Annotated in this window: 19 protein-coding genes; 5 read left to right on the plus strand and 14 right to left on the minus strand. The window is 64.6% G+C overall.

The features are described 5' to 3' along the window. Positions 1–5: 5 nt before the first annotated feature. The 3 genes from B0B13_RS12485 to B0B13_RS12495 are packed head-to-tail and all read right to left on the minus strand — an operon-like array spanning position 6 to position 2,728. Positions 6–1,160: a methyltransferase gene (locus tag B0B13_RS12485; RefSeq protein ID WP_076785829.1), complete on the minus strand. Its 1,155-nt coding sequence runs from the start codon at positions 1,158–1,160 to the stop codon at positions 6–8. Between the two features lie 39 nt (positions 1,161–1,199). After that, complete coding sequence (locus B0B13_RS12490) at positions 1,200–1,676, minus strand: copper chaperone PCu(A)C (RefSeq protein ID WP_235089941.1); 477 nt, start codon at positions 1,674–1,676, stop codon at positions 1,200–1,202. 47 nt (positions 1,677–1,723) lie between these two features. Continuing rightward, a complete protein-coding gene (locus tag B0B13_RS12495; protein ID WP_076785830.1) occupies positions 1,724–2,728 on the minus strand; it encodes a sodium:calcium antiporter in 1,005 nt (334 codons plus the stop codon). 403 nt (positions 2,729–3,131) lie between these two features. Between B0B13_RS12495 and B0B13_RS12500 the strand changes: the two genes are divergently transcribed. Both B0B13_RS12500 and gshA read left to right on the plus strand, forming a co-directional pair. After that, complete coding sequence (locus B0B13_RS12500) at positions 3,132–4,760, plus strand: ATP-binding domain-containing protein (protein ID WP_076785831.1); 1,629 nt, start codon at positions 3,132–3,134, stop codon at positions 4,758–4,760. A gap of 29 nt (positions 4,761–4,789) precedes the next feature. Beyond that, the gene (gene gshA / locus B0B13_RS12505; protein ID WP_076796724.1) at positions 4,790–6,406 is read left to right on the plus strand and encodes a glutamate--cysteine ligase; all 1,617 of its coding nucleotides are present in this window, start codon (positions 4,790–4,792) and stop codon (positions 6,404–6,406) included. Positions 6,407–6,486: 80 nt separating this feature from the next. Here the strand turns inward: gshA and ada are convergent, their stop codons facing one another. Beyond that, complete coding sequence (ada, locus tag B0B13_RS12510; protein ID WP_076797322.1) at positions 6,487–7,614, minus strand: bifunctional DNA-binding transcriptional regulator/O6-methylguanine-DNA methyltransferase Ada; 1,128 nt, start codon at positions 7,612–7,614, stop codon at positions 6,487–6,489. 427 nt (positions 7,615–8,041) lie between these two features. Here ada and B0B13_RS12515 point away from each other — a divergent pair, with 427 nt between their 5' ends. After that, complete coding sequence (locus B0B13_RS12515; RefSeq protein WP_235089950.1) at positions 8,042–9,466, plus strand: MATE family efflux transporter; 1,425 nt, start codon at positions 8,042–8,044, stop codon at positions 9,464–9,466. 220 nt (positions 9,467–9,686) lie between these two features. After that, positions 9,687–9,890 (plus strand): DUF3185 family protein, encoded by a 204-nt coding sequence (locus tag B0B13_RS12520; RefSeq protein WP_041753951.1) that lies wholly within the window; start codon positions 9,687–9,689, stop codon positions 9,888–9,890. Positions 9,891–9,967: 77 nt separating this feature from the next. Here the strand turns inward: B0B13_RS12520 and B0B13_RS12525 are convergent, their stop codons facing one another. After that, on the minus strand, positions 9,968–10,732 hold the full coding sequence (locus B0B13_RS12525; RefSeq protein WP_076796725.1) for a phytanoyl-CoA dioxygenase family protein: 765 nt from the start codon (positions 10,730–10,732) through the stop codon (positions 9,968–9,970). A gap of 201 nt (positions 10,733–10,933) precedes the next feature. Here B0B13_RS12525 and B0B13_RS12530 point away from each other — a divergent pair, with 201 nt between their 5' ends. Beyond that, positions 10,934–11,302, plus strand: a complete 369-nt coding sequence (locus B0B13_RS12530) for a hypothetical protein (RefSeq protein ID WP_139337418.1) — start codon at positions 10,934–10,936, stop codon at positions 11,300–11,302. 99 nt (positions 11,303–11,401) lie between these two features. Here B0B13_RS12530 and B0B13_RS12535 read toward each other — a convergent pair whose 3' ends face one another. From B0B13_RS12535 to gspG, 9 genes are all read right to left on the minus strand, one after another. Continuing rightward, positions 11,402–12,946 carry an efflux transporter outer membrane subunit gene (locus B0B13_RS12535; RefSeq protein WP_076796726.1) on the minus strand — a complete coding sequence of 515 codons (1,545 nt, stop codon included), beginning with the start codon at positions 12,944–12,946 and terminating at the stop codon, positions 11,402–11,404. 269 nt (positions 12,947–13,215) lie between these two features. Further along, complete coding sequence (locus B0B13_RS12540; protein WP_076796727.1) at positions 13,216–13,995, minus strand: type II secretion system protein N; 780 nt, start codon at positions 13,993–13,995, stop codon at positions 13,216–13,218. Positions 13,996–14,011: 16 nt separating this feature from the next. Continuing rightward, a complete protein-coding gene (locus B0B13_RS12545) occupies positions 14,012–14,542 on the minus strand; it encodes a type II secretion system protein M (protein ID WP_139337419.1) in 531 nt (176 codons plus the stop codon). Then, complete coding sequence (gene gspL / locus B0B13_RS12550; RefSeq protein WP_076796728.1) at positions 14,518–15,945, minus strand: type II secretion system protein GspL; 1,428 nt, start codon at positions 15,943–15,945, stop codon at positions 14,518–14,520. The genes B0B13_RS12545 and gspL overlap by 25 nt, the downstream gene beginning before the upstream one ends. A gap of 67 nt (positions 15,946–16,012) precedes the next feature. Then, on the minus strand, positions 16,013–17,146 hold the full coding sequence (gene gspK / locus B0B13_RS12555) for a type II secretion system minor pseudopilin GspK (RefSeq protein ID WP_076796729.1): 1,134 nt from the start codon (positions 17,144–17,146) through the stop codon (positions 16,013–16,015). Then, complete coding sequence (locus B0B13_RS12560) at positions 17,143–17,802, minus strand: PulJ/GspJ family protein (RefSeq protein ID WP_076785840.1); 660 nt, start codon at positions 17,800–17,802, stop codon at positions 17,143–17,145. Before B0B13_RS12560 ends, gspK begins: the two co-directional genes overlap by 4 nt. Continuing rightward, a complete protein-coding gene (gspI, locus tag B0B13_RS12565) occupies positions 17,780–18,190 on the minus strand; it encodes a type II secretion system minor pseudopilin GspI (RefSeq protein ID WP_076785841.1) in 411 nt (136 codons plus the stop codon). The genes B0B13_RS12560 and gspI overlap by 23 nt, the downstream gene beginning before the upstream one ends. Further along, entirely contained in the window at positions 18,162–18,773 is a 612-nt protein-coding gene (locus tag B0B13_RS12570) for a GspH/FimT family pseudopilin (protein WP_076797324.1), read from the minus strand. Before B0B13_RS12570 ends, gspI begins: the two co-directional genes overlap by 29 nt. Beyond that, complete coding sequence (gspG, locus tag B0B13_RS12575; RefSeq protein WP_076796730.1) at positions 18,721–19,185, minus strand: type II secretion system major pseudopilin GspG; 465 nt, start codon at positions 19,183–19,185, stop codon at positions 18,721–18,723. The genes B0B13_RS12570 and gspG overlap by 53 nt, the downstream gene beginning before the upstream one ends. Positions 19,186–19,283: the final 98 nt, after the last annotated feature.

Here is a 19,283-nt window from a genome sequence, read left to right on the forward strand (position 1 = left end):
CGCGCTCAACGGCCTCGGACCGCGAGGCGCCACAGCGACGTCACCTCGCGGGCCCGCGCCGCATGCAACGGATCCGCGACGTCCGACGCTTTGGGATGACGCGGCCGGATATCGGCGCGGTCGAGCACCTGTAAGCCGGCCGCGTCGATCATCGCGAGGAAAGCTTCGCGCGGGCGCAAGCCAAGATGCTCGGCCAAGTCCGACATGATCAGCCAACCCTCGCCGCCGGGTGTCAAATGCGCCGGCAGGCCGGCGAGGAATCCTCGTAACATGCGGCTGTCCGGATCGAACACGGCATGCTCGATCGATGCGCTCGGGCGCGCCGGTACCCACGGCGGATTGCAGACCACCAGCGGCGCGCGACGTGATAACGGAAAAAGATCTGCCTGCACGACCTCCACTTGCGCGGACAGCCCCAGCCGGGCGACATTCTCACGCGCGCAATCCAGCGCGCGAGAATCAACGTCCGTCGCGATCACGCGCCGCACGCCGCGCCGGGCCAGCAATGCAGCGATCACGCCGGTACCGGTGCCAATGTCGAAAACAAGCGCATCGGCACCCTCTGGCAACGGCGCCTGCGCTATCAGGTCCAGGTATTCGCCGCGTACGGGCGAAAACACGCCATAGTGCGGATGGATCCGGTCACCGCCGAGCGCGTCGATGACCACGCCCTTGCAATACCACTCGAACGCGCCGACTATCCCCAGCAACTCACGCAGCGAAACGACGCTTGCCGCATCGCCGCCGGGCGGCGGGCCGTATGCGTGCGCGCACGCCTCACTCAGGTCCGGGGCACGACGCAGCGGTATCCGGTAATGCCCATCGAGCGGCACCAGCAGCATCGCCAGCGTGCGGGCCCGTTGCGATTGCGCCAGCCGGTGCAGGTTGAACATTTCCTGTGGCGTCGCACCGCCCTTGGCCCGACGACGCTCAACACGCCGCGCGATGGCCTGCAGCAGCTGCCGCGCGTTATTGAAGTCGCCCCGCCACAGGATTGCGGTTCCCTCGCATGCCAGGCGATAAGCGTGATCGGCACTGAGCGTGTCATCGGCCGGTACGACGCGCCGCGGCGGCGGCAGCCCAGCGTGCGAGCGCCAGCGCGCATGGCGGGTCTGGCCGCCTTCAGTCCAGTTCAGCATCGGGCACTCAGGTTCGCTCATCGTGTCACCCGCGACAACAAACCGGTTGGCGCGGCGACTTCAATGCGCCGACGCCGAGGCAGGCCGAAGCTCGCACTGTACGTCCAGCTTGCCGGCAGCGCCGAAATTGAGCGTCAACGGAATCGTCGTGCCGACTTTCAGCGTGCTCTTGGGCTGTTCGAGCATCACGTGATAACCGCCCGGCGCAAACTGCAGCGTACCGTGGGCCGGCACGTCAACCGCATCCACATGGACCATCCGCGACGTACTGCCGTTGCTCTGCGTCTGGTGCATCATGACCATCCCGAAGGCCAGCGCATCGACGCCCAGCAGCGAAACCGGCTTGTCTGCGTTGTTTCTTATCGTGAAATAGGCGGATGACGGCAGGGTCGCCGGCATCGTGCGCACCCAGCAGCCGCTCACCTGCACCCCCGCCAGCCCAGCGGCCTGCGTGGTGGCCTGCGCGGCGGCGGGCACGCCAGCGCCCAGCATGGCAAACAGCGCCACAGTGGCGCCTATCAGAGACTTAACCTGCATTCCTACCTCCGAAATCGAACGGCGAACAATCGAACAGCATCGCAGCATTATGCCAACGTCACGGCCAGATAGACTGCATAGAGCACGCCGTTGAACAGCAGCGCCCAGATCGGCAGGCCGCGACCGCGCGACAGCGCGCGGCACCACGCTGCCGCGACCAGTGTGATCACGATACCAGTCAGCACCTCGATGCGCGGCTCCCATGGCGTGAGCATAATGCCCAGCGCCGGCAGCAGTGTGCCTTGGAACACCATCGCGCCGGTGAGGTTTCCAAATGCGAGCGTGTCCTTGCCGCGACGCACCCATAAGATGCTGTTGGTCTTCTCGGGTAACTCCGTGGCGATCGGGATAATCAGCAGCGACAACAGCAGCGGCGACACGCCCAGCAGCTGGGAGACTCCGTCCACGCCATGGATGAATCCCTTCGCGCCGCCGACCAGCAAAGCCAGCGCGAGACCCAGCTGCAGTACGATCGTCACGAGCCGGGTCGGGACACCAAAGCGCGACAGATGCATGACGTGTGGCGCCTCGGTGCCGTGTCCGCCAGCTACCAACGCTTGCGAGGCGTGCAACGTCGCATACACGTAGCGTAGATACACGCATACGAGCGCGGTGCTCAACCCTGCCCGCACCAGCACATTCGTATGCGGCACGTACATCGCAGCGGCCGATAACGCAAACGCAAACAGGAAATAGTTGAGATCGCGGTTGATGCCGCCGGTCTCCGGCCGTATCCGTCCGCAGAGCCCACGCTGGCGCAATACCGCAACGGTCATTAGACACGTGGACAGCGTCGCAAGCATCAGCGGCGCACCTAGGATCGCGCCCACGCCAATCTCCTCGTTGAGCCGCTCGCCGCGTCCCGACACAATGGCGATCAGCGGAATCGACGTCTCGGGCAGCGCAGTGCCAACCGCCGCGAACAATGAGCCGGTCACGCCCTCGGATAGTTTCATCCGCTCGCCCAGGTGTTCTAGCGCGTTCGTGAACAATTCGGCGGCGATCAGGATCACCGCGAGCATCAGCACGAGTTCGAGCACGAGCCAAGTCATGCGCACGCTCCCGTCGCAACGGGCGGCATGACCCAACGGGCAGGCGGGTAAGGGGAATGGGGATGTTGCACGATATCTCCACGGTCGGACACATGAACCATGACGCGGCGCAACGGTCCGACCGGGACGAGGCGCGGCGTCGATGGTCTGGCCAAACCCGGGTGGGCCGAGCGCGCCACGGCATGAGCCGGAGACTGTTGGCGCGATCTTCCTAGCGTACCGGCATCGGACTCACGCGACGCGGCCACCGGGCCGGCCGCCGCATCGCATCCGCGACCCGGCAACGCAGGAAAGGCTACTCCCCAAAGACTGGCGTATTCTAACCGACACGCAGCGGCTCGCATAGAATGAATGCTGCACAGCACCGCGTACCCGCTAGCCCTTATCCGAGACACTGCTGAACATGGCGCGCATCATTCCCGACGACTGGAAACACCTGGACGCAGCAGGCGCCGCCGCCCGCGAGCGCGAGACGTTGACCACGCTGGCCGAGCAACTGCCGGACGGCTACACGGTCTATCACGGCGTGCATTGGACCCGCGTGAACCAGGGCTTCTCAGTATTCGGCGAAGCGGACTTCGTCGTGGTGGGCCCGTCGGGGCGCCTGATGGTGATCGAGCAGAAGTCGGGATTCCTGCGCGAAACGTCTACGGGCCTAGTTAAGGTCTATCTGCAAAAGGAACGCAATGTCGCAGTCCAGTTGGCCCGCACGATCGAAGGCCTGCATCGACGCTTCACCGCGGCGTTCGGCGCCGGCACCTATTGCATCGAGGCGCTGCTGTATTGCCCGGACTATATCGTGCGCGACCCGGGCATTGCTGGCGTCGCCCCAGAGCGCATCGTCGATGCGACGCGTAAAAACCAACTCGCCGCGGTCATCCAGCGCGCGTTGCCGCCCGACGAGGCCCCCTTCGACTGTGCTGCCAAGCTGCATCATTTTCTGTCCGATCACCTTGCGCTGACGCCGGACGCCAGCGCACTGGTCGGGCAGGCAGACACGCTGGTCACGCGGCTCTCCGGCGGCCTAGCCGAATGGGCGCGGCGCCTGTCGTTCGAGCCGTTCAGGCTGCGCGTGACCGGCACGGCGGGCTCAGGCAAGACGCAATTGGCGATCCAGGTGATGAAGGACGCGCTCGCACAGGGCCGGCGCGCGCTGTACGTATGCTTCAACCGTCCACTGGCGGACCATATCGCGCGCGTCGCGCCGCCGGGCGTGAAGGTCGCGACCTACCACCAGCTGTGCGACTGGGTCGTGCGCGACAGCGGGCAAGAGCCGGACTTTGCCTCACCGGATGTCTTCGGTTGGCTCGACGCACGCTTTGCCGACGTACCCCCCGGTGAGGCGTGGCGCTTTGACGTATTGATCGTCGACGAGGGACAGGACTTCCGCGCGCATTGGGTCGCCGCGCTGCAACGGCTACTGGCGCCGAGCGGCGCATGGTGGTGGCTGGAAGACCCGATGCAGAATTTGTATATGCGCGAACCAGTCCCGTTGCCAGGTTGGGTCACGTTGAATGCTAGCGTCAACTATCGCAGCCCACGCGAGATCTTCGACTACTTGCGTGAGGTGATCGGCCCGTCGTTCACCGTCGAAAGCGGCAGTCCCTTCGGTGGCTCGGACGTTTCCGTGTCGACCTATGATGGCGACGATCCCCTTGAGCCGACCAAGCGCGCTATCACTCAGGCATTGTCGCTGGGTTTTCGCAAACAGGATATCGCGCTGCTGTCGTTCCGCGGCCGTGAGAAATCACGCTTTGCCGCACTGGAACAGCTCGGGCCGCACCGGCTGCGCAGCTTCACCGGCCGTTACGATCTGTTCGGCAATCCCGAGTACCGCGACGGCGACGTGCTGTACGAATCGATCCACCGCTTCAAGGGCCAAGCCGCGCCCTGTGTCATCCTGACCGAGGTAGATTTTGATGCATTCGACGAGCGGGCCGCCCGCAAGCTTTTTGTCGGGGCAACCCGCGCCACGATGAAGCTGATCGTCGTGATGTCCGCCCGCGCTGCGGCGCGGCTGCCGCGACGCTAAACGCCCGCTTAGCCTTATCTGGCCGAATAATGCTCAAGAACACGCCCGCCCTCCCGACGACGGATGCGTATGCCCAACGCCTGGCGTTGTTGGCACAGCCCGCGCATCGCCCGTTGCTAGCGCAAGGTCTGCGTGGCGTCGAGAAGGAGAGCCTGCGGGTCCAGCACGATGGCACGCTGGCACCCACGCCGCATCCGGCCGCATTGGGCTCGGCGCTTACGCACGAGCAGCTGACGACCGATTATTCCGAAGCGTTGCTCGAGATCATCACGCCGGCCGGGCACGCCGCCGATGTAATGCTGGAGCAGCTCGATACGCTGCATCGCTACGTCTACGAATCAATCGGCGACGAGTTACTGTGGAACGCGTCGATGCCCTGTGTGCTGCCGCCCGAGGAACAAATCCCGATCGCGCAATACGGCACGTCGAATATTGGCCGGCTCAAGCACGTTTATCGGCGCGGACTGGCGCTGCGCTATGGCAAGGCGATGCAGTGCATCGCCGGCATTCACTACAATTTTTCGTTGCACGAGAACATTTGGCGCCTGCTGCAACAGCACGAACAAGTCGACGGCTCGCCGCTCCAGTACCAGTCGGATGCCTATCTTGCGCTAATTCGCAATTTCCGCCGCAGCAGTTGGCTGCTGATGTTGCTATTCGGCGCCTCGCCAGCGCTGTCACGCAACTTCATGCGCGCACGCGCGCATGCGCTGGATACGTTCGATGCCGACACGCTGTTCCTGCCGTACGCGACCAGTCTCCGAATGAGCGACCTGGGCTACCAGAACACATCCGCACAGGCGGCACTGCGCGCGGACTACAACAGCCTGGATGGTTATCTACACAACTTAGCGAACGCGGTCAGCCAGCCCTATGCGCCGTATGAGCAGTTTGGCACCCAGCGCGACGGCGAGTGGTTGCAGATCAACACCAACGTGCTGCAGATCGAAAACGAGTTCTACTCGACGATCCGCCCGAAGCGCGTCACGCAACCAGGCGAACGGCCGCTGCACGCGCTCGCGTCGCGCGGCGTGCAGTACATTGAGGTGCGCCTGCTGGACATCGATCCGTTCGAGGCCACCGGGATCTCGGCCACCACCGCGCGTTTTGTCGAAGCGTATCTGTTGTTTTGCGCGCTGGACGCGAGCCCGTTGCTCCATGAGGCGGAGTGCACCGAAGCAGGCAACAACTTCACCCGTGTGGTGACGCAGGGGCGGCGTCCGGAACTTGAATTGTCCCGCGGCGGCCGCCCGGTGCCCTTGCGGGACTGGGCCGTCGAATTGCTCGAGCGGATTGGGCCGGCCGCGGCGTTGCTCGACGCACAGGAGGGCGGCAGCCGATATGGCGACGCACTGGCCGCGCAACGCGCGAAGGTCGAGGACTTCTCGCTGACCCCTTCGGCACGTGTATTGGAAGACATGCGCACGACCGGGCGCTCGTTCACACGCTTCGCGCTCGAGCACAGTGCGCAGCACGCTGCGCAGATGCGTGCCCGACCGCTGCCGCGCGAGCTGCATGCCCATTACGCGGCCCTGGCAGCGCGCTCGCTGCAGCAACAAGCCGAGATCGAGCGCACCGAAGTCGGCCACTTTGATCAGTTCGTCGCAGCTTACCGCGCGTATACGCTGAACCGGATCAGCGTCTGATGCCCACCGCCGCGCGCGGCGACAGCTTCGGCGTCGGCCAGTCGTACAGCGGCCGATAAGCGATCGGCGTGGTGAACGCATTACGCATCGATGGGTTCCGCGCCGAGCGTTGCAGCGCGGACCGCGCCACCGCGCCGTTCCGCGTCGAGCAACGCCGCCTTGCGCTGCAGCCCCCACCGGTAGCCGGCCAACGCACCGCTTTTCTGGACCACGCGATGACAAGGAATGACCAATGCCACCGGATTCGCGGCACATGCGGCGGCGACCGCCCGCACCGCGTTCGGCACGCCAAGTTCAGCCGCGACCTCGGTATAGCTGCGCGTCTGTCCGTACGGAATCCGGCGCAGCGCGTCCCAGACGCGGCGCTGGAACGCAGTCGCCACCCCATCGAACGGCAAGTTCGTCGGATCGGCACGTCCGTCCAGGTAGGCGTCGATACGCTCGACGTAGTGCGCGAGGCGTTCAGGATCGCAGACCCGCTTCGCGTTGCGAAACTCGTCGTGCAATGCGTGTAACAGTGAGGCTTCGTCGTCACCGAACGCCACTTTGCACAGGCCGCGCCCGGTGGCCGCGATTAGTACCGGACCCAGCCGACTCGAGGCGATCGCATAGGCGATCGTCATGCCGGCGCCATGTTTGCGGTACGCCGACGGGGTCATGCCCAGATGCCCTCGTGCGGCATTGCGCAGCGGCGACGCAGATTCGAAGCCGGCGTCCAACGCCGCATCGGTCACGCTGCTGGCCGAACGCAGCGTTTCGCGCAGCCGCTCAGCGCGCAAATTCGCGTGATATTGGCGCGGCGAGATACCCATCATGCGACTGAAGACGCGCTGTAAATGATAGGGACTCGTGTGGACCGCGTCGCCGAGCTGCGCCAGCGTGACGCGCTCGTCGATCCGTTCGGCTAGCACCGAACAGGCCCGCGCGACCAATTCGACCTCGCGGGGAACACGTAGCGGCTGGCAGCGCTTGCACGCGCGGAAACCCGCCGCCATGGCCGCGTCGGCGGACGCGAAGAAGCGCACGTTTTCGCGCCGCGGCGGACGTGACTTGCACGACGGCCGACAGAACACGCCGGTCGTGCGGACCGCAAAGAAGAAATACCCATCGGCGCACGGGTCGTGCGCGCGTACCGCGTTCCAACGCGCATCATCGCTCGCGTAATCGCCCGGCGCGCCGCTGGATGGACTGGCTGTATCGTGCGTCATGACGATCGAATGATACGTCTTCGGCAGGGACGCGGGGGCGACCGCACGCGGTGAACCGGCCCGGTGTGCCGGATAAACTGGCATGGTGGCTCGATCACTCATAATGGACCTGACCTTTACTATGGATAGCGTGTGATTCACTTTATCGATGTCGCCGTACCCGGGCGCCACGTATCTTGCGCTGTCATTCGGCAGGACAAAGCGCTGGTTCGACACTATTAGGAACGGATCATCCGCCGATCGATAGAATGCTTACTCTAAAATTTCCACGCAAAGATGTTGCATTGCAGCACCCGAATCAGTATAGTGAGAACCGTCTCCTCCATGTCTCCTCCTGATATGGATTCAGCCCGCTTGATGAGCGGGTTTTTTTTATGTCGCTGTCACGCGCAGGACGCGAATCCGTCGTTCCAAGCCCTTCTCCGTCATGATGACGGCCTTGCCCAACATGGCGCTGTCCACGAACGAATCCAACGACCGCTTGCCGCCGTGCCAACCGCTGTCCGCGTCCCTGTCCAATACACCGATCAGTGCTGCTCGGTGGCATCGCCGTGTACTCGCGCTGGCGATACCGATCATTCTGGCAAACCTAACCCAGCCGATCCTTGGCGCGGTGGACACGGCCGTCGCGGGCCACCTATCGGACCCAGCGTATCTGGGGGCGGTCGCCGCTGCAGGCCTGTTCTTCAATTTCGTTTTCTGGGGCTTCGGCTTCCTTCGCATGGGCACCACCGGGCTCACGGCGCAGGCATTCGGCGCACGCGACACCGTCGCGTTGCGCGCGACGCTGCTGCGCGCATTGGCACTGGCGACCATAATTGGCCTAGTCGTGCTCGCGTCGCGCACGCCATTGATCAGTGCCGCGTTGCGCCTCATCGGCGGCAGCAACGCACTGCAGCAGTATGCGAGCGACTATTGCCACGCACGGATCTGGGCCGCCCCACTGGCACTGTGCAACTACGTGATACTGGGTTTCCTGCTGGGCTGCCAGCGTGTGCGCGTCGCGTTGTTCATTCAACTGTTGATCAATGCCGTCAATGTGGCGGCGGTACTGCTGTACGTCTATGTCTTCAACTGGAGCATCACCGGTATCGGTGCGGCTACCGCGACGGCCGACGCGTGCGGCTTCGCGCTGGGCGCGTGGCTGCTGTGGCGACAGCGGCCACGCGCGCTGCCGCCATTGCGCTGGACTACGCTTGTGGATACCGGCGCGCTGCGGCGATTGGTTGCGCTCAATCGCGACCTCTTCGTGCGTACGCTGTGCCTGCTGACATGTTTCGGCTGGTTCGCGCACGCCGGCGCGGCACAGGGCGACCTGGTGCTGGCAGCCAACGCACTGTTGCTGAACTTCCAGACCTTCATGGCCTATGCGCTCGACGGATTCGCCCATGCCGCCGAGACGCTGGTTGGGGCCGCCATCGGCGCGCGCCAACGCGATGCCTTCCGTCAGGCTGTGCGGACCACGATGGTGTGGGGCGGGCTCGGCGCACTGGTTTTTTCGCTGGTCTACGCGAGCGGCGGCACATGGATCATCGGCTGCCTGACCGATCAGCATGCGGTCCGCGATACGGCCGTACGCTTTCTGCCGTGGGCCGTGGCGCTGCCGGTGATCTCCGTCTGGGGCTTTCTATTCGATGGCGTGTTCATTGGCGCGACGCGCACGCGGGACCTTATGTGGGCCATGGCAATATCGCTCGCCGTGTTCATACTGGGGACGGTGACGCTGCCCGGCCCGTTCGGCAACGATGGGCTATGGGCGTCACTGCTGCTGTTCATGGCGGCGCGCGGTATCACGCTGGCGTGCGTGTTGCCGCGTATCGACGCGCAGTTGGGCGGAATATCGCCAAAGTGATGCCACAGCCCGCTCGACAGGCCGATAGCATGAGACCGCGGCGGCCGCACGTCCGGCACTGCAGTGCCGGACGAATAGCGTTGTACGGCAGCCTGGCCACTTATGCGAAAAGCCCTAGGGCTATACGCAATCAAACAATCCAGTGCGCCGCGGCGCACGGTGCGTCGGCGATAATCGGGTCACGCTCGACGCGCATCGCACAACAACGGAGGACACTTTCATGGGTAACGCTGTATCGATCGCGCTGATTGTCGGCGGTATCGTGCTGCTGTATTTCGGCGGCACATCACTGCACTCATTCAGCAATGACGTGTCACGCCTGTTCACCGGCACGCCGACCGAGCGCACCATCACGCTGCTCGCCGCCGGCGCGGTGGCATTGGTTGCCGGCATCGTCGGGCTCGCGCTCAGCTCGCGACGCTAAAGTACGCAGGACTGGTGCGTGAGCACGCGGCGGTGCACCCGGTCCGGATGCCACGCGTGCTCACCGCCCGTCAGCGCTCACAGCGGCACTTCCGGCTTGGCCGCCGAGCGCGTGCCCGGCACCGGTGCATTACTGACGCCATGGTAGGTGAAGACCAGCGAGAACTTGACGTCGTCAGTCAGGTTCTTGCCCGCCGAATGCAATGTGTTGCAGTGAAAGAACACTACGTCGCCCGGATTTAGCACCGGGGAAACCGCCGTGCTGATCAACGCTGCATTCTCGGGCACGTCCGCGCGAAAGAACTTCGCCTCGTCAAAACGCTCCGGGGCAAAATCTACCGCGTGTGATCCTGGCACGAACCACAGCGCGCCGTTTTCCACGGTCTCCGTACCGAGCGCGAGCCACACCGATACCAGATCCTCGCGCTCGAATGCCCAATACCGGACGTCGCGGTGCCAGCCCGTCAGACTGCCGTATGTTGGGTGCTTGGTCATCATGCAATTATGATGCGCGCGCGAAAGCGACACGTGCTCGCCAAAATACAATTCCATCCAGTTGCGGATTGCCGTTGACGTGGCCCACTGTCGATACAATGCATCGCGCGCGTAGGCGTCCAGCAAACGGCGTACCGTATTGCCGCCGGGCGCGGCGTGCGATTGCGGTGCGCCGGGATAGCGCAGATCCGCCTCAAATTCCACCGGTCCCTGCGGCTGCGTAAGCTCGGCTCGCGCCGCCTGCTTGATCGCTTCGCAACGCTCGGCCGGCAACAATCCGTGCACGACGACAAAACCGTGCTGCCTCAGCAACTCGACCTGCCCTCTCTTTGAGAAATGCTCCGCCATCGCATATCCGGTTCAATGACTTCGATTCCAACGATTTTACGTGCAGTACGCGTGGCACGCTTCCAACCTATGTTTTTACCCTTGAACCCACACGCGGCGGCGTGGTCCGTGCCACTGTTGGGTAAGCTATTTCGGGTGTAAGCTGAGTCCGTTACCGCTGCAAAATGGCGCTTCGGCGCTTTCAATATCGAGTCAATGATCATGTCAGCCCGTTTGTCTAAACGCATGTCCGCCACCGTCTGGCGTGCCGCTCACATCACGCGTATCGCACAACGGCGCGCCGCGCGTTCACTGCGCCATCATGTCGCGCGCACACGCGCGCTGGCCGCGCATTTGTCGCACACTATCGCGCAGCGCTGGAGCAGCAGCAGCGTACGCGCGTGGGCGCACTCGCTCGTCCATCTGCGTCTACACAGCATCTGGCGTGCCTCGCTGGGCCGCTCGGTGCGCGTTGCGCCGGCGCGAGCGCTGCGCCATCCGCGCCAAAGGCCCCGCCTTCATCTGGTGCGCGCGCCGCGCCGCCATGCCCCTCCATCCGGCCCCTGGTCGCCGTATTTCGGCAGCCGCTGAACCGTGCCGGCCCCGGACACCGGGGCCACGCCGGCAGCGCGCGACGCACGTGCCGTGCCCGCCGGCGACGCCTACCTGCAGTCGAGCCGTGCCGCGGCATCAGCTGCCGCAGATCTCGGAAGCAGCGGTCGGCGCCGCCACCGAGCCGGTTTCGATATCCAGTCGCGCAACGTCCCAGCCACCGCCGAGTGCCTTGATCAGTCCGACCGACGCAGTCATGCGTTGACCAGCCAGCGACTGCAATGTCTGCCGCGCGGATAGCAGGCTCGCCTGTGCGGTGAGCACCGACAGGTACGCGGCGGTACCGGCCTTGTATTGGTTGAGTACGATGTCCAGCGCCTGCTGAGCCGAATCGACGCTGGCTTGCTGCAGCATGATCTGCTGCTCCAGGATCCGCAAAGAACTCAGGTTGTCCTCGACATCTTGGAGCGCCGCCAGCACGGTCTGCCGGTACACCGCGACTTGCTCGTCGTAGGCAGCACGTGCCGCGTCGACTTTTGCGCTGCGCAAGCCTGCATCGAAGATCGTCGCGGCCAGCTCCGGGCCAAGTGACCAGAACCGCGACGGCGCCCGCAGCAACTGCGCCAGCACCGAACTGGAGAATCCTCCTTGTGCCGACAACGTCAGCGAGGGGAAGAACGCGGCCATCGCCACGCCGATCTGCTCGTTAGCCGCGGCAGCCTTGCGCTCGGCGGAGGCGACATCCGGGCGGCGCTCGAGCAGCGCGCTGGGCAACGATACCGGGATCGCCGGCGGGGTCACGTCAAGCGGTGTGGGTGGCAGCGAGAATGTCGAGGCGGGCTCGCCGACCAGCACGGCGATCGCATGCTCATAGTGTGCCCGGGCGATACCGTTGCCAAGCGCGGCGGATTGCGCCGACTGCAATTGTGTTTGCGCCTGAATCACGTCCGAGCGCGGCACGATACCTTGCCTGTATTGGTTTTGGGTCAACTCGAGCGTGCGCTGATACGCGGCCACGGTCTCGTCGAATATCTTTTGTTGGGCGTCCAACGTGCGCAGCAGGTAATAATTCTGCGCCAATGTCGCCTGCGCGGACAGTCGCGCATTGGCAAGATTGGCTGCAGCCGCCTGCTGCCCAGCCTTCTGTAACGCCACTGCGCGGGCAATTCCACCCCACAAGTCCGCCTCCCATGATGCGTCCAGCGACATACTGAAGTGGTTCGATACGCGCGAGCCGCCGGTCGCCACCCCGCTTGTCGTCGTGCCGCGCGACGCGCTGCCCGATCCGACACGGCTGCCGGAGGCCGACCCGCTGAGGGTCGGGAACCAGCTTGCGCGCGCCTCGGCAGTCAGCGCGCGCGCCTGCCGGTACGCCGCAGCGAACTGCGCGACGGTCTGGTTTGCGGCGTTGAGCCGGTCCATCAACGCGTCCAATTGCGTATCGCGATAAACGGCCCACCAATTGCCACGGTCCTGCTGATCGGCTGGTTGCGCCACTTTCCAGCCGGGCGCGGCCTCCTTGAAACTCGACGGTACTACGACGCCCGGACGCGTGTAGTTGGGACCCACCGCGCAGCCGCTAAGCAATAGTGCGAACGCCAGCGCATAGCGTAAAATGAAGGTACGGTCAGGCGCGGCGGTATCGCGTTGCGCCGCCGGAAAATCGCAAAAGTCCAAATGCATTGAAATTCCTATAACCGGACGCGGCGCTCGGCCCGTTGAACAGCCTGCCGCGCAATGCGAAGCATAAACCGCCCAATACGCCGGCGCGTTGATGAACTTCATGGCAAAACGACCCTTGCAAAGCCGCTACCTCGCGGCCGGACTGATCAACACAGGGCCTCGATGGCGAAAACGAAAAACCAGCAGCGCCATTTTATTGCCTATGCAATCTTTTCTTCAAGGTAGCCTAGGCTATGTTTTCTCGCTGCATTGACCTACCTGCCTAGGTTTCAGCGCGCAAAGGTGATCGCGTATGTTGCGTCATCGATGCGGCGACCCAGCAGGTTTAACAACCCGGCCAGACTGCCGCGGGCCTCGCTCGTCGAACGGGCGGTGCCATTGAACGAGAAGCGCCCTTGCTGCCACTGCCCGGCGCCGTCCAGTTGCAGCGGGCCGCTCAGCGTCGCCAGTTGCAGCGCCGCCGCCGGGCCTTGCGCAAGCAACGTGGCACGATAGCTGCCAAGTGGCCGGACCGGCGATATGCGCGAGGCCATGTCGGTCAGCCGCACGGTGAGCTGTCCATACGCCTGCTGGTTCAGCACGCGCATGTCGGTCCAGGACAACCGCACGTCACCTTGCAAATCCAGCGTATTGAACGGTGCGCCCAGCCCTTCGAGCAACGTGGCGGGCAACGCCAGTGAACCAGCACCGAGCACGGCCTGGCTGCGCGACGCGTCCAGCGTGACCGGCTGGTGCATGGCTTCGGTATGCTGCAGCGTCATGTGCAAGCGGCCGCCGAACAGCGGCCAAAAGGCAGTGTGCCATTCGACCCGGCCAGGCAGCAGCGTTGAATTGGCGCGATCGTTGCCGGGCGCCAGCAGCAGCGTGGCTGACCCGTGCCACAGCGAGCCGGCCGGATCCACCAAGTTCACCCGTCCGCCGGTAGCCCGCCCGAACTGCGGCGTGATCCACGCGGCGGGCGCGATGCATAACAGCGTAATGAGCACCGCCACGCCGCCCGCGACGATCCAAGGCAACGCGCGCGCGATCCGGTGCCAGAAAAAATTCATCGTGGGTCTCGTCGGATCATTTTGTATTAGCCGGCTGCAGCGTCGCGGTGACGTCCACCTGGCCGTCATCCTTCAATGCACTGACATGCGCCTGCGAAACCTTAACCTTGAACTGCCGGCGCACATCGTCCAGCCACGCAACCCAACTGCCGAACTGCCCGTTCTTCAATTGAAGCTGGACGTTGGGACCGGCCACGTTCAACTGCGTCGCCGCTAGCCCGCGTTGCGCGAGCGACGCGGCCAACGCCTCCTTAAGCGCATTGCCGGTAGGCGCACGGCCCTGCGCCTGTACGGCGAGTGAGCGGGCCTCATTCGCGTCGGCCGTCATCTGCGCCAGGCAACGCTGCATCGCGGGCAAGTCAGCGCGCAGCTTTGCGCGGCCACTCAGTGCGGGGCCCAACGCCACCGAATACAGCACGACCAGTGCCAGCACGGCGCCGCCAATCGTGATCAACTTCTTCTCGCGCGGCGTCCGCTCGCCCCAAAAATCGCTCAGAGCCGTCGCTACGGCGCTTTTCCCTTTCATCGTGCACTCCTGATCGTCCATTTGCCGGTGCTGGTATCTACCTCGCCGGCTACGCCATGGCGGGCCAGGCGTTGCGTCAGTCCGTTATCGACGGCGACCGACGGCTTGAACGTCACCTCCAGCGCACGGTTGCGATAGTCCAGCTGCGCGATCGTATTGGACGGCACTGGCCCCAGCGAGCGGGCAAGCGCATCGGCCAGCGACAGAAAATCGTCTGGCGCCGGCTCGCCGACAGCCAGCCGCAACTGGTCCAGTTGCCGCGTCATCTGATCGGCCGGATCGAGCACGACCGTGGTTTTCGGAAAGGCGCTGAGCAACAACTCGGTCATTTGTGTATTGATTGCATCACGCTGCCGCGCCAACATCAGCCATTGCACGTTCACGCCAATCACCACGGCGACGATCGACGCGAGCGCAAGCGCGATGGGCAAGCGCCAGCGCGCGAGCGTGGCGCCGGACAGGTTCCACAATTGCGGCGCGAACTCGAACTGGCATAGATCGAAGTCCTGCGCCAGCGCGTTGTGTGCCAGCGTTTCGAACGTCAGCGGCAAGGCCTCAATATGCGTGGCCGGCGCCGCCGCGTCATTGCCATCAAGGCTGGCGTGCAGCTCGCTGCCCGGCACCCCGGTGAGCCGATAAAGGGTAACCGGCACATCGGCGGCCAGGGCAGCAAGCGTCGGCTCCAGCGCATCGACCGGCACCGCAAAGCCTTCGCCAAGCGCACCGCGCGCCAGCGCCAGCTCCCAATGCGGCCCAAATGCGCCAACCAGCTCACCCGGTTCGCCGAGCAGCGTGGCCGGCTTCGTGCGCACGACATCACCGAGGATCGCGGCGACGATCGGCAAATGCGCAGGAACGCCGGCCTCATCACCCACCTCAGCATTAGACAGGCCCGCGCCGCCGCCGTCAGCCGCGACCCGGGGCCGTGCCGCGCCGGCGGCAGCCTGCGAGTCAACCTCGTCCAGTGCGTGCTGCACGGCGCCCGGTTGCGGCAGGCATCGCGTGACCGGCACCGCACGCAGCGATGTATGGCCAGCGCTGCGAAACGCATCACAGATAAAGCGGAACCAGCTGCGGTCAATCGCGGCGACCACGCGCTTGCCGTCGATCGGCCCGGCCGGATCGAGCGCGATGTGGCAGGTCTGCGCATCCTGGATCAGGTGATCCTCGATGACATTGGGTAGTGCCTGGCGCAAGCGCGGGCCCTTGAGCGGCGGCACTGTCGCGGCCAGCATCAGCAGGTCGCGCGCGGCTAGTATCAGCACGGTACGGGTGGCGCGTGGCAGCAACGCCAGCGACGCGCGGCCGGCGCGTTGGGTCCGGCCTTGCTTGTCGAGCAGCAGAAACGGCAGATCCGGCAGTTGCCATTCTTGCGACGGCACCGCCGGGTCGCGCGGCGGCAGTTGGACGATCAGCGTGGTCAAGAAGCAGTCCTCGTTCGATGACGGGGTTGAATTGCAAGGCAAGGAAGCGCGACGCGAGGCTGGCGCATCACTCGTCCCTCACACTGACGACGCGCGTGGTCTTGGTCAACGCGTCGCGGTATATCAAAGTCGTACGGATCAATTCGGCACGCTCATGCTGGACTTTGCCATGCACGATAAAGTAGTTCGTGTCGACGCCGATTGTGTTTAGGTCCCTCCCCACCGCGGGGATGCCAGCCGCCTGTAGCGCGAGCTGCACGTCGCCCGTATTGCGAAAGAACACCGTGCTGCGGCGCGCCACCAGCGCTTGCGCCGCACCGATTGACATACCCGGTATAGTGGCGGCGATCACTTCGGCGTTGGCGGTATTCATATTGAGCACCGTGCTGGTTGGCAGCACGATCACAAACGGCTTAAGGCGCGCGACCATCTCCGGCGTAAAACCGGCCACATCCAGCAGCGCGGTTGCATCAACCATCTGGATCGGCCGACGCGCGGCCGCATCGTCACCGCCTTCGAGTCCCGGCTTGTCGGTCAACTCGCCGCTGATCGCTGAGCCGGCCGCTGCCTGCTGAACGGACGCGCCACTCGCGCCAAGCGACGCCTGTGCATTCGTCTGAAAGCGCGTCGCGGAGCCCGCCAGGCTGTCGCGCACCGCACTGGCGACACGGCCGGCCAATTGTCCATCCAATCCCAGCGACGACAGCAGTCGCTGGAACGCCAGCAGTTGGTTCGAGTCGACCGCGATGACACCAGGGCGTGGAATGGTGACCAGGTTGCGCAAGTTAAAGCGCGCCTGCGCATCCTCGATCGAACCGGACAGGTACGTTGCGGCCCCTTCCTCGGCACGTACCTCGCCGATCTGGCCGAGAAAGTCGGACAGGCGCGTGCGTGCGATGGGCACGCCCCAGATACCACCCAGGTATGTGAAACTCGGCGTGGTATCGCCCTCACTGCGCAGGATCAGCCGCGTCCAATCGGTCGCACCGCGCGAAATCCAGCGCGCCTGTGCCAGCAACCGCTGGTTCTCGATCCGCCGGATCTGCACCTGCTGCCGCCACAGCATTGCGGAGACCAGCATGGCCGCAAGCGCGACCACGAATAGCGCCGTGACGATCGCGGCGCCGCGCTCGGCGCGCGTGCGCCGTGGCGGCCGAGCGCAACGCAGAAGATCTGGACGGCGATGGGCGCACATCATCATTCCCCGATCAACAGGACGCGCGTGAGCGGCGCGCTGACCTGCGGCGCGCGCAGCGTCACCTCCAGCCCTGTGGCCGCGCGCAGCAGCGGCGCGGCGTTCAAGCCGGGTACCCTGAGGTTGTTCATGCTCTTCGCGATGGTCGCGTCAACATCGGCCATGGAACGGGTCCAACCGACTTGCGGCACAAACAGACGCATGCGCATCGCGCTAACACCGCCGATCAGCGACACCTCGCTCCAGCCATCCAAGCCGCCACGCAGCGCACTGCGCAATTGTCCCCGCGTGGCGATCGGCGGCGACGCGAGACGGATGATCCGCCCATTGTCGAGCCGGTAACGCACCACTTGCAACCGCGGCGCACTGTCCTGGGCGAACAGCAGACGCACGATGCGCAGCTCGCCATTACCGATCGCCACCGCCGCGGTGCCCGCCTGGTCATCGGTGGCCGCCTGTCGAGCGTCCGCGCGCATCTGATCGAACAGCTGCGCCAGGACGCGCTCGTCCTCCATTGAGCGGCTGATCGCCTCGCGACTGCGCGTGATCGAATCCAACCCGCGCCACGACAGCACGGCGATCACCGCCAGGATCGCAATCGCGACCAGCAGTTCGATCAGCGTGAAGCCACGCTGCTGGTCAGAGCGAGCGGCTGGTTTCATTGGCGATGACCGTAACCATTTGCACCAGGTAGCCCGGCTGCCCCGGGGTGGCGACAAACACCTCAACGCGCCGGAAGATCGGATTCGGGGTGGCCGATACTCGCTCCGTACAACTCAATGCGAGATTGCCCTGCGAACAGTCAAACGTGCGCGAGCCGATATTGGGCCACGCCTTCGTCAAATGCAGCCTGGCTAGTTCGTTGTCTGCACTCCAACCCGCATACATGCGCTTGTTCAACTCGCTGCTATTAACGGCCAGCACGCCGACCGCACGCAACGATGCAGCAAGCGCGATCGCGATGATCGCCAACGCAACCAGCACCTCGATCATCGTGAAACCACGTGTGCCGCGCCTCATCTCAATGCACCTCGAAGCGGCCATTGCCATTGCCGGCGATGCTGACCTGACCGATCGCCGAATAAAGCGTGACCTGCACCGGCGTGTCGATGCTCTCCAGCCCGAACACGATCCGGCTGGCCGTCTCGTCCGATCCTGGATAACGTATCGCCACCCCAGTCACTTCCGTGGCCCAGCGACGCGGCGCAAGCAGATCGTCACGCAGTGCACGCCAGCCATCCGCGGTACGCACCTCGAAGCGATAGCCGCCTGCTACCGGCACCCAGGCGATCGGCTGGGAACGCACCTGCGCCTCGTCGCCGGCCGACTCGAACAGCAACGCCAGACGCTGCGCCTGCTCGTTCAGATCCGTGCGCGGATTGCGCGTCATCGTCAGCGTCGCCATCGATACCAGGATGCCCGCGATCACCAGCACCACCAGCATTTCCAGCAGCGTGAAGCCGGCCGCCCCGCGCGCGCCTCGGCACGGCTGCACACAGCCAGCGCCGCGCGCCGCGGCGCCACGGGCGATCATCGCCACGCCCATCACACGAGCCATGGGCTGCGCGCTGGCTCGCGCACTACTGCCACGAGCCGATGTCGGCGTCGTTGCCCTCGCCACCTGGCTTACCATCGGCGCCATAGCTGAACACGTCGATTTCGCCGTGCACGCCCGGGTTCAGGTACTGGTAAGGGTTACCCCAGGGATCATTCGGCAACTTCTCGAGGTAGCCCCCTTCCTTCCAATTGTTTGGCACCGGATCCGTCGACGGCTTCTGGATCAACGCACGCAAACCTTGCTCCTGTGTCGGATACCGGCCGTTGTCGAGCCGGTACAGCTTGAGCGCATCCATAATCGTATGGATGTCCTGGCTCGCCGCCACGCGGCGTGCCTGATCGGGACGACTCATAATCTTGGGCACTACCAGGGCGGCCAGGATCCCAAGGATCGCGATCACGACCATAATTTCAATCAGCGTAAAACCACGCTGGCGGCGCGTCGACGTGCCGGCCTGGCGGCGAATCGTTGGTCTTGCGTATTGCATTCCTACCTCGTTACTCGAATTAACTGAAAAAAGCCGTCGTGATGCGCCAGTGCATCGACGCTCATCGACCAGCCTCGTGCCGCAGCCATTTTAAGCCG

Origin of the sequence: Burkholderia sp. b14 (assembly GCF_900156195.1) — a bacterium.
Lineage (GTDB): Bacteria > Pseudomonadota > Gammaproteobacteria > Burkholderiales > Burkholderiaceae > Mycetohabitans.

Bases quoted from the DNA above. Each gene is read 5' to 3' on its own strand.
- B0B13_RS12495 (WP_076785830.1), bottom strand. From the start codon at position 2,728: ATGACTTGGCTCGTGCTCGAACTCGTGCTGATGCTCGCGGTGATCCTG.
- gspG (WP_076796730.1), bottom strand. From the start codon at position 19,185: ATGCAATACGCAAGACCAACGATTCGCCGCCAGGCCGGCACGTCGACG.
- ada (WP_076797322.1), bottom strand. From the start codon at position 7,614: ATGACGCACGATACAGCCAGTCCATCCAGCGGCGCGCCGGGCGATTAC.
- B0B13_RS12535 (WP_076796726.1), bottom strand. From the start codon at position 12,946: ATGCATTTGGACTTTTGCGATTTTCCGGCGGCGCAACGCGATACCGCC.
- B0B13_RS12515 (WP_235089950.1), top strand. From the start codon at position 8,042: ATGATGACGGCCTTGCCCAACATGGCGCTGTCCACGAACGAATCCAAC.
- B0B13_RS12570 (WP_076797324.1), bottom strand. From the start codon at position 18,773: ATGGTAAGCCAGGTGGCGAGGGCAACGACGCCGACATCGGCTCGTGGC.
- B0B13_RS12560 (WP_076785840.1), bottom strand. From the start codon at position 17,802: ATGAAACCAGCCGCTCGCTCTGACCAGCAGCGTGGCTTCACGCTGATC.
- B0B13_RS12530 (WP_139337418.1), top strand. From the start codon at position 10,934: ATGTCAGCCCGTTTGTCTAAACGCATGTCCGCCACCGTCTGGCGTGCC.
- B0B13_RS12520 (WP_041753951.1), top strand. From the start codon at position 9,687: ATGGGTAACGCTGTATCGATCGCGCTGATTGTCGGCGGTATCGTGCTG.
- gspI (WP_076785841.1), bottom strand. From the start codon at position 18,190: ATGGCAATGGCCGCTTCGAGGTGCATTGAGATGAGGCGCGGCACACGT.
- B0B13_RS12500 (WP_076785831.1), top strand. From the start codon at position 3,132: ATGGCGCGCATCATTCCCGACGACTGGAAACACCTGGACGCAGCAGGC.
- B0B13_RS12485 (WP_076785829.1), bottom strand. From the start codon at position 1,160: ATGAGCGAACCTGAGTGCCCGATGCTGAACTGGACTGAAGGCGGCCAG.
- B0B13_RS12545 (WP_139337419.1), bottom strand. From the start codon at position 14,542: ATGGACGATCAGGAGTGCACGATGAAAGGGAAAAGCGCCGTAGCGACG.
- B0B13_RS12525 (WP_076796725.1), bottom strand. From the start codon at position 10,732: ATGGCGGAGCATTTCTCAAAGAGAGGGCAGGTCGAGTTGCTGAGGCAG.
- gshA (WP_076796724.1), top strand. From the start codon at position 4,790: ATGCTCAAGAACACGCCCGCCCTCCCGACGACGGATGCGTATGCCCAA.
- gspK (WP_076796729.1), bottom strand. From the start codon at position 17,146: ATGATGATGTGCGCCCATCGCCGTCCAGATCTTCTGCGTTGCGCTCGG.
- B0B13_RS12490 (WP_235089941.1), bottom strand. From the start codon at position 1,676: ATGCAGGTTAAGTCTCTGATAGGCGCCACTGTGGCGCTGTTTGCCATG.
- B0B13_RS12540 (WP_076796727.1), bottom strand. From the start codon at position 13,995: ATGAATTTTTTCTGGCACCGGATCGCGCGCGCGTTGCCTTGGATCGTC.